Raw genomic sequence first — 15,746 nt, forward strand, 5'->3', positions numbered from 1 at the left:
TATAAATTTACAAAGTATTATATAAGGAGACAATTTTATTTGAATCATAAATTATTTTAAGTAATTAACTCTAAAGCATTTAACACAAATATTCTATGAAGGTTTATAAATGCTATGTCTTAAAAAACTAAAAATTATTTATAAAATAGAGAAGTTTACAATAGAATAAACTAATATCTTCGCGCGCAATATGTGGATGTACCTTGGACTTTTAGCGGCTTTGTTTTTAGGATTGCACAATCTGTGTAAAAAGCATGCAGTGCAAGGTAACGAAGTGTTTCCTGTTTTATTCGGTACTATATTTTCTGGATTTCTTCTACTACTTCCACTTTATTTTGGATCTTTATTTTATAAGGATAGCTTGCTAGAAATGCATCTTTACATTGCCGATATTCCATGGCAAACACATGGTTTTATTGCTATTAAATCTGCGATTATGGCATCCTCATGGATTTTGGCATATCAAGCATTAAAACATTTACCAATTACAATCGTAACTCCTATAAGATCTGCAGGTCCGTTTTTTACCTTTTTAGGTGCTATAATAATATATCAAGAACGACCTAACTTTTTGCAATGGATTGGTTTCTTTCTTATTATATGTTCAGTAATATTATACTCACGTATTGGAAAGAAAGAAGGTATAATATTTAAAAAGAATAAATGGATTTTCGCGATTATTGGGGCGACCTTTTTAGGAGCTTCCAGTGGCTTATACGATAAATTTTTAATTCAAGAATTAACATTAACACCACAAACCTTACAATTCTGGTTTTGTTGGTATACAGTACTGATTTTATTAGTCATTTTAGCTATCACATGGTTTCCATATAAAGTAAAACGACAAGCATTTACATTTCGTTGGACGATTATTGCTGTAGGAGTCTTATTGGTTGCTGCAGATTACTTTTATTTTAAAGCGCTTCAAGATCCTGAGGCTCTAATAATGTTATTATCGGCAATTAAACGCAGCCAATTAATCATAGCTGTGGTTATTGGTGGATTAGTATTTAAAGAACAGAATAAACGTAAGAAGCTAATGCCTCTTACAGGAATTCTATTTGGTGTCTTCTTGATTTTGTATTCTTAAATTGTTTTGTACACCCTAAAGTTATAAACCTTTGTTAAAAAAAGAATGAACATTCATTTTTATATATAACTTTGTACTACAGAATAAATAATCATGGCTAAACTTCAAAAAAGTATCGATAAGCGAAATGCGCTTTTAAAAGCGACTATTGAGTTGGTAAACAATAGTGGTTTCCATGCAACACCTATGAGTAAGATTGCAAAAATGGCAAACGTTTCGCCTGCAACCATCTACTTATATTTTGAAAATAAACAAGACTTGGTTAACCAAACTTATTTAGAAGTAAAAACAAAATACACAGATTTTGTATTTAAGGCATATGACGAAAACACGTCTGTAAAAACCGGCTTTGAAATCATTTGGAAACGCATTGCCGAATTTAATAGTAACGAATGCGAATATGCCTTTTTTTTAAATCAATGTAACAACACACCAATGATTGACGAACCGAGCAGAAAAGAAGGTATTAAGTACTTACAGCCTCTACTCCATCTTTGGCAACGCGGAAAGGAAGAAGGTGTTATAAAACCTGTATCAGACTATATTTTATATGCTTATTCTATAAATCCTTTGTCATTTTTAATCATGGCTCAAAAACGTGGTGAATTTCAATTTACCAAAGCACATATTGACGAAGCGTTTTTAGCTGCTTGGGATAGTATAAAACTATAAAATGAAAAAAACAGCAATTATATTAGGTGCAACTGGTTTAACGGGTTCTATTTTATTAGAGAAACTTATTAAAGACCATCGGTACGAAACGATAAAACTATTTTCTAGATCGAAAATTGAAGGATTACCTTCTAAGGTGAAACAGTTTGTTGGCGATATTTTAGAATTAGAAAGTTTTAAATCCGATTTTACTGCAGACGAAGTATATTGTTGCATTGGTACCACTGCCAAAAAAACACCAGACAAAACGCTCTACAAAAAAATAGATTTTGGGATTCCGGTGACTGCTGCAAAGCTTTCTAAAGTAAATGGAATACCAACATTTATAGTTATTTCTGCATTAGGCGCCAATGCTAAAAGTTCTATTTTTTATAATAGAACCAAAGGTGAAATGGAACAGGCTGTACGTTCAAAACAGATTAAAAAGACTCATATTTTACAACCCTCTATCATTGGTGGCGATAGACAAGAAAAACGCATTGGTGAAAAAATAGGATTGATGGTGTTTAAAATTCTTCAACCGCTTTTTATAGGAAAATTGAAAAAATATAGGATTACACCAGCTGAAGCTATTGCACAAGCTATGGTCAACTTGGCGAATTCAAATATTTCAAAAACCGTCATAACATCAGAACAAATAACAAAAATTTAAACATTTATAAGACTATGGAATTATTAGATAAATTAAACTGGAGATATGCTGCCAAAGCCATGAATGGTGAAAAAGTGCCTCAAGATAAAATAGATAACATAATAGAAGCGGCACGTTTAGCGCCAACTTCGAGTGGTTTACAACCTTTTGAAATTATTGTAATAACAAATCAAGAAGTGAAAGAAAAGATTAGACCAATAGCATGGAATCAGTCTGTAATTACGGACTGCTCTCACCTACTCGTTTTTGCTGCTTGGGATACCTATACAGAAGATAGAATTAACTATATGTTCGATCTTACAAACGAGATTAGAGGTTTTAAAAACGAAGGTTGGGAAAACTACCGTCAAATGCTCCTAAATGCTTATCCGCAAAAAGATTCCGAAGAAAACTTTAATCATGCTGCTAAACAAGCTTACATTGCATTTTCACAGGCTATTATAGCAGCTGCCTACGAAGGCGTAGATGCAACACCGTTAGAAGGTTTTGATGCAGATAAGCTAGATGAAATTTTAGATTTAAGAGCAAAGGGCTTGCGCAGTGCTGTAATGTTACCGATTGGTTATAGAGATACAGACAATGATTGGTTGGTAGATCTTGTAAAGGTGAGAAAACCTACAGAAGATTTAGTGACTGTCATTGCATAATTAACACATAAAAAATAAAGAAAAAGATGAACAATTTTGAATTTAAAAATCCAACCAAAATAATTTTTGGAAAGGATACAATAGAAAAACTAAAAGAAGAAATTCCTGCAGATGCTAAAGTATTATTACTTTATGGAGGAGGAAGTATTAAAAAGAATGGTATTTACGACCAAGTAAAAACAGCCTTAGCAGACGTTGATGTTACTGAGTTTGGAGGCATACCTGCAAATCCAGAATACGCCACATTAATGGAGGCTTTAAATGTAATTAAAGAACAGAACATTACATTTCTTCTAGCTGTTGGTGGTGGTTCTGTAATTGATGGTACTAAGTTTTTATCTGCTGCAGCAGTTTATGATGGTGAAACCCCTTGGGATATTTTAACGAATAATATAAGAACACAAAAAGGCATGCCTTTTGGAACTGTGCTCACCTTACCAGCAACAGGTTCTGAAATGAATTCTGGCGCTGTAATTACTCGCGAAGAAACGAAAGAAAAATTGGCAATGGGTGGACCAGGTTTGTTTCCAGAATTTTCAATTTTAGACCCTGAAGTTGTAAAATCAATTCCGCAAAGGCAATTGGCAAATGGCTTAACAGATGCGTTTACACACGTTTTAGAACAATACATGACCTATTCTGTTGATGCTAAATTACAAGATCGTTTTGCAGAAAGCATTTTGCAAACTCTCATTGAAATTGCACCAGATGTAATGAAAGACGAGTTTGATTATAAAGCTGCTTCAAATTTTATGTGGAGTTGTACAATGGCACTCAATGGATTGATACAAAAAGGTGTGCCAACAGATTGGGCAATTCATGCTATGGGACACGAATTAACAGCGTTATACGGTATTGACCATGCAAGAACACTGGCCATTATAACCGAAAGCCATTACAAATATAATTTTGAGGCTAAAAAGGAAAAATTAGCGCAATATGGCGAACGTGTTTGGAATATTACAGAAGGAAGTATTGATGATAAAGCCTATGCAGCTATAGAGAAAACAACGGCGTTTTTTAAATCATTAGGGATTGACACCAAACTATCTGATTATACTAACGATTACGAAGGTACAGCAGAAGAAATTGAAAAACGTTTTACAGATCGTGGTTGGTTAGGATTAGGCGAACACCAGTCGTTAACGCCAGAAAAAGTTGAGAAAATTGTAAAAATGGCCTATTAAAGTTATGGTTAAAAAAGGATTAAACATTATAGCATTATTGCTAACGGTTTTTACGGCATTTAGTTGTAAAGATACAAATGAAGAAACACCTTCTAAAAAAGTTTTAAAAGAAAACATTGAAATACAAAAAGAAAAAGAAATGAAAATATTATTCGTATTAACATCTCACGATAAGTTAGGTGATACAGGAAAAAAAACAGGATTTTGGGTTGAAGAATTTGCCAATCCATATTATACGTTATTAGACAAAGGAGCAGAAATTACAATAGCAACTCCAAAAGGTGGAGCTGCACCAATTGATCCTAGTAGCGATGCACCAGATGCTGCTACTGAAGATACAAAGCGCTTTGATAACGATGCTGAAGCCAAAGAAAAAATTGCTAATACTAAAGTATTGGCAGATATGAATCCAGATGACTTTGATGCAGTATTTTATCCTGGTGGCCATGGTCCATTATGGGATTTGGCCAATGATAATATCTCTGCTGCCTTAATTGAAAAATTTAATGCTCAAGAAAAACCTATAGGTTTTGTGTGCCATGCACCAGCAGCATTAAAAAATGTAAAAGACGTAAACGGAGATCCATTGGTAAAAGGTAAAAACGTAACAGGTTTTACAAATAGCGAAGAAGCCGCTGTTGGTCTTACTGATGTTGTACCGTTTTTAGTAGAAGATATGCTAAATAACAATGGCGGAATTTATTCTAAAAAAGAAGATTGGGCTGCGTACGCTATACAAGATGGAAATTTAATTACGGGTCAAAACCCAGCATCATCGCAATTAGTAGCTGAAAAATTATTAGAAAGTTTAAAGAAATAAGGCTTATTAAATAAATAAAAGGTTATCCATTATGGGTAACCTTTTTTGTTTTGTAGAATTTGATATTTGTTGCTTTAACAACTTAGTAATTAAACCAAAAATCTTACTGATGCACAGTCAATACAGTATTAGAATTTAATTTACATATAGTGGCGATAACATTAGATTTTACAACACCTATTTTTCTAAATAAATCGGGTTTATTATCTACAACGCACATTATTTCGTTAATATGACTAAAAGCGTAATCCTTTAATCTGAAGGCTGGTTTTAAAAATTCTAGTTCAATAGGTTTGTTAGAAAGCTGCTTTAGATATGTTAATAATAGCTCTAAATTTTCTGATGCTTTCTCAGATAGATTTTTCTTTTCTTTTAGTGCTAAGATGCCAATTTTAGTGTTGGTGTTTTCGAGCGCTTTGATAAAACGTTCAATTTCACCGGTGTTAATTTTTTGTTGAAAATCGGACGCTATGGTTAGCGTAATGCCATTGCAAGTTGTGGCGTGTGGTGGCACAATTAAAACTGGGCAAGATCTTACCTTTTCTAATATATTCTCAGTTGTGGTGCCAAGTGTAGAAGTACCATTACCTGTTAGTACAACTACATCTATGCCTATAGTCTCTACACTAATATTTATGCCATCTACAATATCTCTATGTTCTGAAATAGCATGGAAAGAATGGTTTTTATTAGATTTTAAGGTGTAACGTGTGACTAATTTTCCGAGTTTTTCTAGAGAATCTTCTTTTGGTTTTTCAAACCATTCATCGTCGGCCTGAAGCATTTCAAATGCATTTAAACCAGAATTAATATATCTAAACGTATTTAAAAAATAAAACTCACAATTTACCTTTTTAAAAAGATTGGTGATATAGTCCGCAGTTTGGTAACTATTTAGCGAGAAATCTGTGGGAATCAAAATTTTTTTCATCGTTCTAAGGTTTTAATGGTGATACTTCTTTTATCATACTTAGGCTAACCGCAAAGTCAATCATCTTTGCGGTTAATTGCATGCAAAACCTTCTTAACGCTAACTAGCTTTTTATTTAACCAATCACAATTTTGCTTACCTAAGTATTTTCTACTTTTTATTTACTTCCATATCTTTTTAAGAGCTTGTAAATCTGATTCTTAAATAACTTTATCTCTTCTAAAAATTGAAAATAGTTTTGTTGTCTTTGTTTATGATATTTTAATCTTATTTCATTGTATTCTCCTTTACCATATTCGTATTCAGTTTTAATTTCTTGCTCATATTTACAGATTGATGCCATGTTTAATATGTTCTTTCTTCGCATGGCTTTAATTACATTAGAAACCGAACTGTTTTTTATCAATTGTTTTTCTATAATATTAAGATGGTCTAACTCAGTATTAAAATCTTCGAGCATAGTGGTCCAAAGATTGATTTCATTTAAATCTTTCTTTAGACATAAGCGTCTATGTTCGTCTATTTTATATGCAGATATTGTGCTCAAATGTTAGTGTCTTTACAATGATTTTTCTATTCTTGAAAGCGAAAATTTACCCTGAACTTTATCAAAAAACGCATCTTTTAATCGTCTGTATTTATCTAAATGATAGAGATAACTTCTGCGATAACTCTCGTGTTCTGTTATATATATCATATCGCATTGCGTGTCTTCGCATTCTGCTATATCTGTTCTCGAATTTGCATATTTTAAAAGTGCGTTTAACAAGGTGTTATTTTCGGATTTCTTTTTTTCAAAACGCTCAATGATATCGTGCTCTCCCAGATTGTCCTTCAAATCTTTATTACAGATAATTATAAGGTTTATAAGTTCCTTTTTAATGTATTTTAAGTGATTGATCCAATTATCTAATTCCATAGTATTGATTTTGTGTGTAACATCAATACTGGTGTCGTGGTCAAATATGTTAGTATTTAGAGTTTCCATAGTTTAAAATTTTATATCACTATATCCATATCGCTAAAGGTTTCATGCTGTTTAACCTCTTTAACAGTAATCTGTTGAGTACCATTTGGAAAGTTCCATATAATAGCATCTTCTTGTGAGTATCCAATTAATGCAGATCCCATCGGTGTTAGCACAGATATTTTATTGTTTTTTACATCTTTATTCGTGGGTATTACCAGTTGCACTGTTTTTTCTATTCCGTTATTAAAGGCAACTGTTACTATAGAGTTAAAGCGTATAACATCTTTCGGCATTTCTTCTTCATCTGCGATGTGCGCTGTTCTTAACTCTTCAGATAATTTCATTAAACACTTCTGAATTTCGTGGTTTTCTGCATAGCCAGAAATGTTGAGTATGCGTTTTAAATAGACATACTCTTTTTTTTCTAATATTAAACTTCCGTATTTCATGGGTTGAGTTTTTAATTTTTATGGAAAAATACCTCTTTGTATGTATGCTTTTTCTATGCGTTCAATAGCGATACAGAAAGCAGCTGTACGCATATCAATCCCTTCATTTTTAGAGTAATCATAAACTTTATCAAAAGATTCTTTCATCTTTTTATCTAGTTTGGCCATAACCTCGTCTAACTGCCAAAGTTCACCGTTTCGGTTTTGAAGCCATTCAAAATAACTACCAATAACACCTCCCGAATTACATAATATATCTGGGATTATAGTGATACCTCTTTTTAACAAAAGCTTCTCCCCTTCTACATTTGTTGGTCCATTGGCACCTTCTGCAATAAGTCTTGCTTTAATTCGAGAGGCATTTTCTTTAGTAATTTGATTACCTAAGGCTGCAGGAATACAGATATCGCAGTTTAATGTGAAAAATTTGTTTTTATCTACAGGTTTGGCACTAGGAAAATCAACAATACTTCCATCATTAATTTTAGTGTACTTAAACAAGTCCTCTACCTTTATACCCTTTTGGTTTTGAATACTGCCATAAGCATCTTGAACTGCTACCAATTTTGCACCATCTTTCTCTAAGAAATGTGCTGCCCAATACCCAACATTACCAAAGCCTTGAACAATAAACTTCTTACCGTCTAGACTCTTGTTGTTCTTCTCTGCCCAAAATTTAATGGACAAGTACACTCCATAACCAGTGGCTCTATCTCGTCCTTCTAAGCCTCCACTGCCATCTGGTTTACCTGTAACAACATGCTGATTTGCAGTACGTTCTGCAGGAGGACGCGTACTCATATATGTATCTGCAATCCATGCCATAGTTTGGCTATTAGTGTTAATATCTGGTGCAGGTATATCGTGTTCTGGTCCAATATTGTCTGCCAAAGCAAAAGTGAAACGTCTGGTAATACGCTCTAACTCTTCTTTAGAATATTTTGCTGGATCTAGTTTTATACCACCTTTTCCACCACCATAAGGTAAACCTGCTAAAGAAGTTTTCCAGGTCATCCACATGGCCAACGCTCTTGCGGCATCAATATCTACTGTTGGATGATAGCGCAAACCACCTTTATATGGACCTAAAGCGTTATTATGTTGTACTCTGTAACCCGTAAAAATCTCCACATCACCATTATCCATTTTTACTGGGAAATTTACTATGATTTCATTGTTGGTAATGCTTAAAATTTTTCTAATGTTTGGATGAAGACCAATTTGATCTGCAGCACTGTTAAACTGGTCCATAACATTATCCATCATACCTCTAACAGGTACCTTTTTTAAAGGTTTCTTCAAATCTGCTGTTGCTATTGTCATCTTTATATATTTTAGCTAAATTGATTTTAAAATTGTCTATTACTTGAAATATCTATTGGTAATAGATCGCTCATTGTATTTTTGAGAGATGTATTTGTTTCTTAATACTGTATCAGATGTTTTAGGTCTCGAATTTTTACAAGTCATTGCTGAAATAATTGCATTATAAATCATGATATTTTCTATTTAACTGTTAAACTAATTCTAGTGTTTTTTCTTCATTTTCTTTTGGTTGTACCATAGTCTTTATAGCGTTTGAATCTGTTACCTCTTTGTCATATTCGCTACAAGACCATACCTTGTCTTTTTGCATCGTTAATACGCAGTTATTGCGATATATGCAACTCGGACAAATACTAATGTTGTTCATATTAAAACATATTAATGTTATACACATACCAAAAAGGCAATGTCTATACCATAAAATTTTAATAGTAAGGTTTTTAAAGACCAAACCCTTTAAAATAAAGGGTTTGAAGTTGTGTGATGTGTGTTTTGATAAAGAATAGAGTTGATACTTAATTACCCAGTTGGGTAAAAAAGTATCAGTTAGGAATGGCTATTCTGAAAGTTTTTGACGAATGGTTTTTCGGTCTATTTGAAGAATTTCTGCGGCTTTAGTTTTATTATTTCCTGTAGCTCTTAATACCTTTTCTATATATTGTTTTTCAATAACTTTTAGTGGTACCAATGCTTCTTCAGAAAACATTATGGTGTACTTTAAATGATCGGGTAGATGTTCTACATCTACAACCTTGTCGCACATAATAACTGCACGCTGAATGATATTTTCTAGTTCTCTAATATTTCCAGGCCAATTATAACGTTTTAAAATAGCTAGAGCATCTGGTGTGATTTTTAAAAATCGGTCTTTATACTCAATACCGTATTTAAATAGAAATTTATCAACTAGCAAAGCAATATCATCCTTTCGCTCACGCAATGCCGCAATATGAATTTCTACTACAGTTAGTCTGTAATACAAATCTTCTCTAAAGCTTTGTTTCTGTATCATATCTTGCAAATCGCTATTTGTAGCTGCGATGATACGAACATCTACTTTTACGGCTTTTGTAGACCCTACACGAACCACTTCTTTTTCTTGTAGTACACGTAATAATCGAGATTGTACTGCCAGTGAAGCGTTTCCTATTTCATCCAAAAAAATTGTGCCTCCATTTGCCGCTTGAAAAAACCCTTCTCTATTGGTTTCTGCACCTGTAAAAGCACCTTTTACATAACCGAATAACTCTGCCTCTAATAAATTTTCTGGAATACCACCACAATTAACCGCTATAAATGGTGCTCTAGAAAACTTACCTTGATAGTGAATGGCTCGCGCTACTAATTCTTTACCAGTACCACTTTCACCTTTAATAAAAACAGTCGCCTTATTATCTTTTACACGTTTAATAACTTGTATAACCTCATTTATTTTTTCAGAATTACCAATAATGTCACCATAAGCTTCAGATTTATCTGCGGACATGTTATTTGATTGAGATATGTTTGCTCTTGAAGTAACTAAAGATTTATCTACAGCAGATTTTAACTCGTCTTTTGTAAAAGGTTTGGTTAAATAATCTACTACTCCAGATTTAATTACAGACAAAGACCCTTGAACAGATGGATAACCCGTAACTACCAGTTTGGGTAATTTAGGATAATGCTCAGACACAAATTTTATAAGTTCAAAGCCATCTACCTCTGGCATTTTTAAATCGGTAATTAATAAATCAATTTGTGTGTCTCGCAGAATAGTAACTGCCTCTTTTACAGAAATGGCTTTAAATACATGGTAATTCCAAGATTGTAAATGACGCTGCAATAACTCCAGAATATTTATATCATCGTCAACTATAAGTATATTTTCTTTAAGTAATTGCATAATTCAATTAGTCTTTTGGCAATGTTACTGTAAAGATAGCACCTTTTTTAATGTTATTTTCTGCTGTAATAGTACCTTTGTGTGACGCTACAATGCCATGAACAACACTAAGCCCTAAACCCGATCCATCTCCTAATGGCTTAGTTGTAAAAAATGGCTGAAAGACTTTTGCTAAGTTTTCTTTTGAGAAGCCAGGACCTTCATCAGAAATTTTCAAGACGATAGTCTTTTTTGTGCTTGTAGTTTCAATGGTTACTTTTCCGCTTTTTGGAGAAAAGTATATAGCATTCATTAATAAGTTGAAAACAATCTGTGTTAATTGTATAGGGTCTGCCTTTAACCATATAGCTTCGTTATCTGTTTTTACCACATATTTTACCTGTTCTTTTTTAAAGGTTGCATCTAATAATTTAATGGCATTTTTTATTTGTTCTATAAGGTTGACGTGTTTCATTTCTTGAGGCATTTCACAAGCAAAAAACATTAGTTTTTTCACCACTTCCCTAGAAAATATTGCATTCTTAATAATTTTATCTACATCTGAAATTGCTTTGGTATTCGATTCTAGATCGTCTTTAAGTAGTTCTGAAAACCCAAGAATGTTCGCCAAAGGTGTATTGAGCTCGTGAGCAATACCTGCTGTAATTTCTCCTAAAATACTTAATCGATCAGCATGCTCCATTTGACGCTTCAGCGAAGCCTCATTTTTTTGGATTTCTATGCGCTCTAAAAGGTTGCCTAATTTAAGCGCTACGCTATCTAATAATAATTGTTCTTCTTTTAGAAAATTAATTTCTTTAAACTCTGAAGTATTTAAACGTGCAGTAATTTTACCCTTTTCAGTATTAAAAATTTTAACAATAGAAGCAATCGTAAGATGATCGTCAGAAAAAGAATTAGTCTTAATGGACACGTCATTATAAGCAATTAATATATCTGTTTTATCTGGATATTGAAATGCTTTTTTAAGACTAAACGCAATGGCTTTTAAAGTATCTTCAATAAGCTCAAAATCGGTATTAGCTATAATTGAAGACACCTCATAAAGACAAGTAAGTTCTTTGATTCGTTCTTTTAATGCTTGTTTAGTCTTACTCATTATCAGGTGTTTTATCTTCTATATTTTAGCATTAAGCAAATTAGTTTTACTACGCGTTCTGCAATTCTGAGATAAGATATTAAAAGAATTTGAAATGTTTTCACATTTTAACAAGTGCTACAATTACTATTATTGTTAATGTTAGGAGTGTTTTTCTTTCTTAGCTTTCTCAAATGATGGATATGGATGATACAAAATATGATACCAGAAATAATTAATGGTCCAGAAGCTAAAAAGAAACCATAAATGACATAGAAAAAACTAGACACTAAATGCCATAATCTAAATCCAGACATGTCCTTTTTAGTTACTGCATAAAAACCTGCAGCAATTGCTAGATATCCTAATGTTTCAGCTATTATATTCATTTGGTTTTTAATTTTAATAATACGCGTTGTTTATAATCTAATTGATTTACTTTCTCTTCAATTTTTGTTAGTTCTCTCAACAAATTGGGACTATCTTTAAAAAGGTCTTCTACCACCTTGGTACCTGCCAGCCAATAGGTTTCAAAAGTTTTAATGTGTTTATTAGCTTTAGATGTTAAGGATAAAACTTGTTTGCGCTTATCGTTTTCATCTGCATAAGAATTGATATACCCTTGCTTTTTCATTTTCTTTACAATTTTTATCACTGCAGGATGTGAAAATTGAAGCGTATCAGCCATTTCTGTAATTGTCATTTCTTCATGCTCTTGTAAGAGTCTGAAAATTAAATTCCAATTAGGATCTATGTCTAAACCTTCAGATTTATACAAATCTTTAGTGCTATAAAGCAGCGTATCACTTAATCGTTTTAATCTACTGGTTATGCCCTCGTACTCTATATCTATTAAAAAATCACTCATAATAATGTAACTGGTTACACAAATGTATAAAAATTATATGTAACTAGTTACGTATATATGTAAATTTTAACAAAAAAAAGACTGTTTTAAGTAAACAGTCTTCTTACTATTAACCAATCAAGCACACATCATTTGTGCTTATACAACAACAAAACCATTTATCTTTATTTTAATTCGAGGTCGTTTTATATGCTTTAATTAGCTCTAAAGCCCTTGGATGCGGTACACCTGCAACTTTTTGGTAATCACTTTTTACATCATAGGCGCCATTATGCATACTTTCATAAATACCACCAATTACAGTGCCTAAAAATTCGCCCAAAGCTTTTTGACGTTCTTTTGTATAAGCATTAATTGAAATTGCGCGATAACTTAAATTTGTATCATATACTGTATTGATATAATCAGCAAGTTCTTCTTGTGTAATGGCTTCACCTACTAAATTATAAGTGTTTCCGTTATGTTTTTCTTCGGTAAGCATTTTGGTATAAGCAATTGCTAAAGCTTTTCTGCTGGTGTAAGTGCACTTCCCTATTCCGGCGGAATTTCGAATTTCACCATCTTTTACATAAGTTTCAATATATTCTAAATCAGGCTCAATGTAAATGCCATTTCTACCAATAACATAGTTTAAACCAGAGTTTTTAATATCACTTTCTGTTTGGCGGTTACTTTGTACTATTGGACTAAAAGCTGAACCTTTTTCGGCACCAATAATACTGGTATAGACAATTTTAGCTACTTTGTTTTGTTTAGCCGCTTCAATAATATTGCGGTGTTGTTCTATACGTTTATCTGGTGCATCCATACCAGAAACTAGCAATACAGCGTCAATACCAACTAATGAGTTGTTAAATTGTTCTCTACTGTTGTTATCACCTTTTCTAACTTCAATATCTAAATGTTGTGCCTTTTCTGGTGTACGTGCAATACCAACTAAATGATCCTTTCCTATGGTTTTCATTAATTGCCTGGCTATAGAAGAACCTAATTGTCCGCTAACCGATGTGACTGCTATTTTCATGATTTTAATTTTTGTAATTCTTTTTCCAAAGCTTCAGCTTTGTTTTTAAATTTCTCCATAGCCTTTTTCATCTGCCCTATTTTTTTTAAGGCTTCTTCGTCTTGTATAGCGCTAAAGCTAACTTTGCCGTTCTTTTCTTTATATTTTGCTTTTGCTCCACACGTTGGGCATGTTCTTACATCAGACATCGTATTTATTTTTTAAATGTTATACAAATGAAAAGGCTATGTAAACAATAGCCTTTTCTGCTATCAATCAACCAACAAAGGTTTGTTTAACTAGTTAGGAAAATTAAACTTACCATTTGTATTTTTTCTATTAGTTTCTGGTATAATTGTTTCCATAACATCCCAGTGCTCAGCTATTTTTCCATCCTCTACTCTAAACAAATCGTAATAAGATGTTGGTTCACCTGCAAATGATCCTTCGCTAATTGCAAGTACAAAATTACCTTGACCTAATACTTTATGTACCGTATCGAATTCCATACGTATACCTTGTTTTGCCATAGTTTCTAATGCTTGTCCTAATCCAGATAAACCGTCTGCAATATTTGGATTGTGTTGTATGTAATTGTCTCCATTAAAGTAACCTTGAAGCTTTTCCATTTTACCATTTACTAAAATGTCGTTTATAAAATTTAAAACTAGCGTTTTGTTTGCTTCGGTTTTATCTAAATCGGTTATGGTGGTTGTACCATCTATTTGCGTATGACCACTTGAGTTTGCCGGTTGTTTTTCAATTAAATTATCCCAATGTTCTACAATTAAACCATTTTCAAATCTAAAAACATCAAAGCCAATTTTTGGTCCAAAAAAGTCATAGTCGGTTTGCGTAAATACGTAATGGCCATCTTCAAAAGCACGAATGGTATTTACTTTAAATCCTCCTTCTGGTGCATTTTCTAATACGGCACCAAATCCGGCTAAACCATCGGCTACAGCTAGGTTATGTTGAATGTATTTTTCTGGATTAATGTAACTTACTGGTGTTTTATCTCCAGTTTCCATACTTTTTAAAAGCGCTACAACTTTTTCCTTGTTTGATACTTTTATTTGTGTTTCCATAGTGTTTTCTTCTTGTTGTGTGTTATGATTTTGTTTTTCTGATTTGCAAGACACAATTGCTAGTATTAGCATAAGTGTGATTATTAAATGTTTCATTTTAATTTGTGTTTTAATTACACCACAAAATTATTACGGAACAGAAGATATATTAAGATGAATTTCAGAAGAAAAATGGTAAATATCGAACCACGAAAGCTATATATATTCTTTTTTGAACGAATTTGGGGTAAATCCTGTATGCTTTTTAAAGTATTTTACAAAGTTAGTTGGCTCTTCAAAACCTAAATTATATGCCAATTCGGTACTTTTTATATCTGAATTAACAAGTAAGCGTTTGGCTTCTAAAACCAAAAACTGATCTATAAATTGTTTGGCTGTAACACCAACAGTAGATTTACAAATGGTATTAAGATGTTTGTAAGTGATGTTTAGTTTATCAGCATAAAAATCTGCATTTCTACTAGATTTGTAATGTGTTTCTAATAATGATTTGAATTGCAAAAACATTTCAAGTTTATCAGTTCGTTTTAGATGAAAGGTTTGGTATTGCTTTAAGCGTTCTAACTTCGAAAATATGATAGAATGTAACGATTTATATGTATTTTCTTGATTATAATCTTCCTTAGAATTGGTGTATTCTTCATAAAATAAATTGAAATAACTTAAGACATTTGAATCCTTTGGTACTTGAATTATTGGCGAAAACAAATGTGCATTGAAGAGTCTTATAATTTCATTTTTTGGTAATGCATTTATTTGTTTTTGAAGATACGAATCTGTAAACAACAAGATGTATCCTTTTAAACCTTTGGTAAATTGAAATGCATTAATTTGTCCTTTTGAAATATGAATTATGGTATTTTTTTTAATGGGATACCACACAAAATCTACCAATTGCTGGCTTTCACCTTCAGTATAGTAGACAATCATATTAAAAGCCACTTGATGCGCTTTTTCGGGATGATGATCTTTAACTAAATCTTTGCGAGCAGCTAGACTTTCTATAGTAAGGATATCTATTCCTGAATTATTAGGTTTCTTCGCATTAAATTCAATATTTGGAATATCCTTTTGCATTTG

19 protein-coding genes are annotated in these 15,746 nt (G+C 32.4%); 6 read left to right on the forward strand and 13 right to left on the reverse strand.

Annotated elements, in window-relative coordinates; genetic code table 11:
* The first annotated feature begins 190 nt into the window (after positions 1-190).
* The 6 genes from H8K90_RS08020 (at position 191) to H8K90_RS08045 (ending at position 5,068) form a co-directional block, all read left to right on the forward strand.
* Positions 191-1,090 carry an EamA family transporter gene (locus H8K90_RS08020; protein ID WP_186845446.1) on the forward strand — a complete coding sequence of 300 codons (900 nt, stop codon included), beginning with the start codon at positions 191-193 and terminating at the stop codon, positions 1,088-1,090.
* A gap of 93 nt (positions 1,091-1,183) precedes the next feature.
* Positions 1,184-1,762: a TetR/AcrR family transcriptional regulator gene (locus H8K90_RS08025; protein ID WP_186845447.1), complete on the forward strand. Its 579-nt coding sequence runs from the start codon at positions 1,184-1,186 to the stop codon at positions 1,760-1,762.
* A gap of 1 nt (position 1,763) precedes the next feature.
* The gene (locus H8K90_RS08030) at positions 1,764-2,414 is read left to right on the forward strand and encodes an NAD(P)H-binding protein (RefSeq protein ID WP_186845448.1); all 651 of its coding nucleotides are present in this window, start codon (positions 1,764-1,766) and stop codon (positions 2,412-2,414) included.
* A 14-nt stretch (positions 2,415-2,428) separates the two neighbouring features.
* Entirely contained in the window at positions 2,429-3,061 is a 633-nt protein-coding gene (locus tag H8K90_RS08035) for an NAD(P)H-dependent oxidoreductase (RefSeq protein ID WP_186845449.1), read from the forward strand.
* 26 nt (positions 3,062-3,087) lie between these two features.
* Positions 3,088-4,248, forward strand: coding sequence for an iron-containing alcohol dehydrogenase (locus H8K90_RS08040; protein ID WP_186845450.1), 1,161 nt, complete (start codon positions 3,088-3,090; stop codon positions 4,246-4,248).
* A 139-nt stretch (positions 4,249-4,387) separates the two neighbouring features.
* The gene (locus H8K90_RS08045; protein WP_246457659.1) at positions 4,388-5,068 is read left to right on the forward strand and encodes a type 1 glutamine amidotransferase domain-containing protein; all 681 of its coding nucleotides are present in this window, start codon (positions 4,388-4,390) and stop codon (positions 5,066-5,068) included.
* Positions 5,069-5,171: 103 nt separating this feature from the next.
* Here H8K90_RS08045 and H8K90_RS08050 read toward each other — a convergent pair whose 3' ends face one another.
* The 13 genes from H8K90_RS08050 to H8K90_RS08110 form a co-directional block, all read right to left on the reverse strand.
* Positions 5,172-5,999 carry a universal stress protein gene (locus tag H8K90_RS08050; protein ID WP_186845452.1) on the reverse strand — a complete coding sequence of 276 codons (828 nt, stop codon included), beginning with the start codon at positions 5,997-5,999 and terminating at the stop codon, positions 5,172-5,174.
* 157 nt (positions 6,000-6,156) lie between these two features.
* Positions 6,157-6,546 carry a hypothetical protein gene (locus H8K90_RS08055; protein WP_186845453.1) on the reverse strand — a complete coding sequence of 130 codons (390 nt, stop codon included), beginning with the start codon at positions 6,544-6,546 and terminating at the stop codon, positions 6,157-6,159.
* Positions 6,547-6,558: 12 nt separating this feature from the next.
* Positions 6,559-6,987 (reverse strand): hypothetical protein, encoded by a 429-nt coding sequence (locus H8K90_RS08060; RefSeq protein WP_186845454.1) that lies wholly within the window; start codon positions 6,985-6,987, stop codon positions 6,559-6,561.
* Positions 6,988-6,998: 11 nt separating this feature from the next.
* Positions 6,999-7,418: a GreA/GreB family elongation factor gene (locus H8K90_RS08065; RefSeq protein WP_186845455.1), complete on the reverse strand. Its 420-nt coding sequence runs from the start codon at positions 7,416-7,418 to the stop codon at positions 6,999-7,001.
* Between the two features lie 18 nt (positions 7,419-7,436).
* On the reverse strand, positions 7,437-8,741 hold the full coding sequence (locus H8K90_RS08070) for a Glu/Leu/Phe/Val family dehydrogenase (protein ID WP_186845456.1): 1,305 nt from the start codon (positions 8,739-8,741) through the stop codon (positions 7,437-7,439).
* A 559-nt stretch (positions 8,742-9,300) separates the two neighbouring features.
* Positions 9,301-10,629 carry a sigma-54-dependent transcriptional regulator gene (locus H8K90_RS08075; protein WP_186845457.1) on the reverse strand — a complete coding sequence of 443 codons (1,329 nt, stop codon included), beginning with the start codon at positions 10,627-10,629 and terminating at the stop codon, positions 9,301-9,303.
* Positions 10,630-10,636: 7 nt separating this feature from the next.
* Positions 10,637-11,728, reverse strand: a complete 1,092-nt coding sequence (locus tag H8K90_RS08080; RefSeq protein WP_186845458.1) for a sensor histidine kinase — start codon at positions 11,726-11,728, stop codon at positions 10,637-10,639.
* Positions 11,729-11,835: 107 nt separating this feature from the next.
* The gene (locus H8K90_RS08085; RefSeq protein WP_186845459.1) at positions 11,836-12,096 is read right to left on the reverse strand and encodes a YgjV family protein; all 261 of its coding nucleotides are present in this window, start codon (positions 12,094-12,096) and stop codon (positions 11,836-11,838) included.
* Positions 12,093-12,575, reverse strand: a complete 483-nt coding sequence (locus H8K90_RS08090) for a MarR family transcriptional regulator (RefSeq protein WP_186845460.1) — start codon at positions 12,573-12,575, stop codon at positions 12,093-12,095. The genes H8K90_RS08085 and H8K90_RS08090 overlap by 4 nt, the downstream gene beginning before the upstream one ends.
* 169 nt (positions 12,576-12,744) lie before the next feature.
* The gene (locus tag H8K90_RS08095) at positions 12,745-13,599 is read right to left on the reverse strand and encodes an NAD(P)H-binding protein (protein WP_186845461.1); all 855 of its coding nucleotides are present in this window, start codon (positions 13,597-13,599) and stop codon (positions 12,745-12,747) included.
* Positions 13,596-13,787 (reverse strand): hypothetical protein, encoded by a 192-nt coding sequence (locus tag H8K90_RS08100; protein WP_186845462.1) that lies wholly within the window; start codon positions 13,785-13,787, stop codon positions 13,596-13,598. Before H8K90_RS08100 ends, H8K90_RS08095 begins: the two co-directional genes overlap by 4 nt.
* A gap of 90 nt (positions 13,788-13,877) precedes the next feature.
* The gene (locus H8K90_RS08105) at positions 13,878-14,762 is read right to left on the reverse strand and encodes a nuclear transport factor 2 family protein (protein ID WP_246457619.1); all 885 of its coding nucleotides are present in this window, start codon (positions 14,760-14,762) and stop codon (positions 13,878-13,880) included.
* A gap of 99 nt (positions 14,763-14,861) precedes the next feature.
* Positions 14,862-15,743: a helix-turn-helix domain-containing protein gene (locus tag H8K90_RS08110; RefSeq protein ID WP_186845463.1), complete on the reverse strand. Its 882-nt coding sequence runs from the start codon at positions 15,741-15,743 to the stop codon at positions 14,862-14,864.
* Between the last annotated feature and the right edge of the window lie 3 nt (positions 15,744-15,746).

Source organism: Winogradskyella echinorum, assembly GCF_014297365.1.
Classification (GTDB): Bacteria; Bacteroidota; Bacteroidia; order Flavobacteriales; family Flavobacteriaceae; genus Winogradskyella; species Winogradskyella echinorum.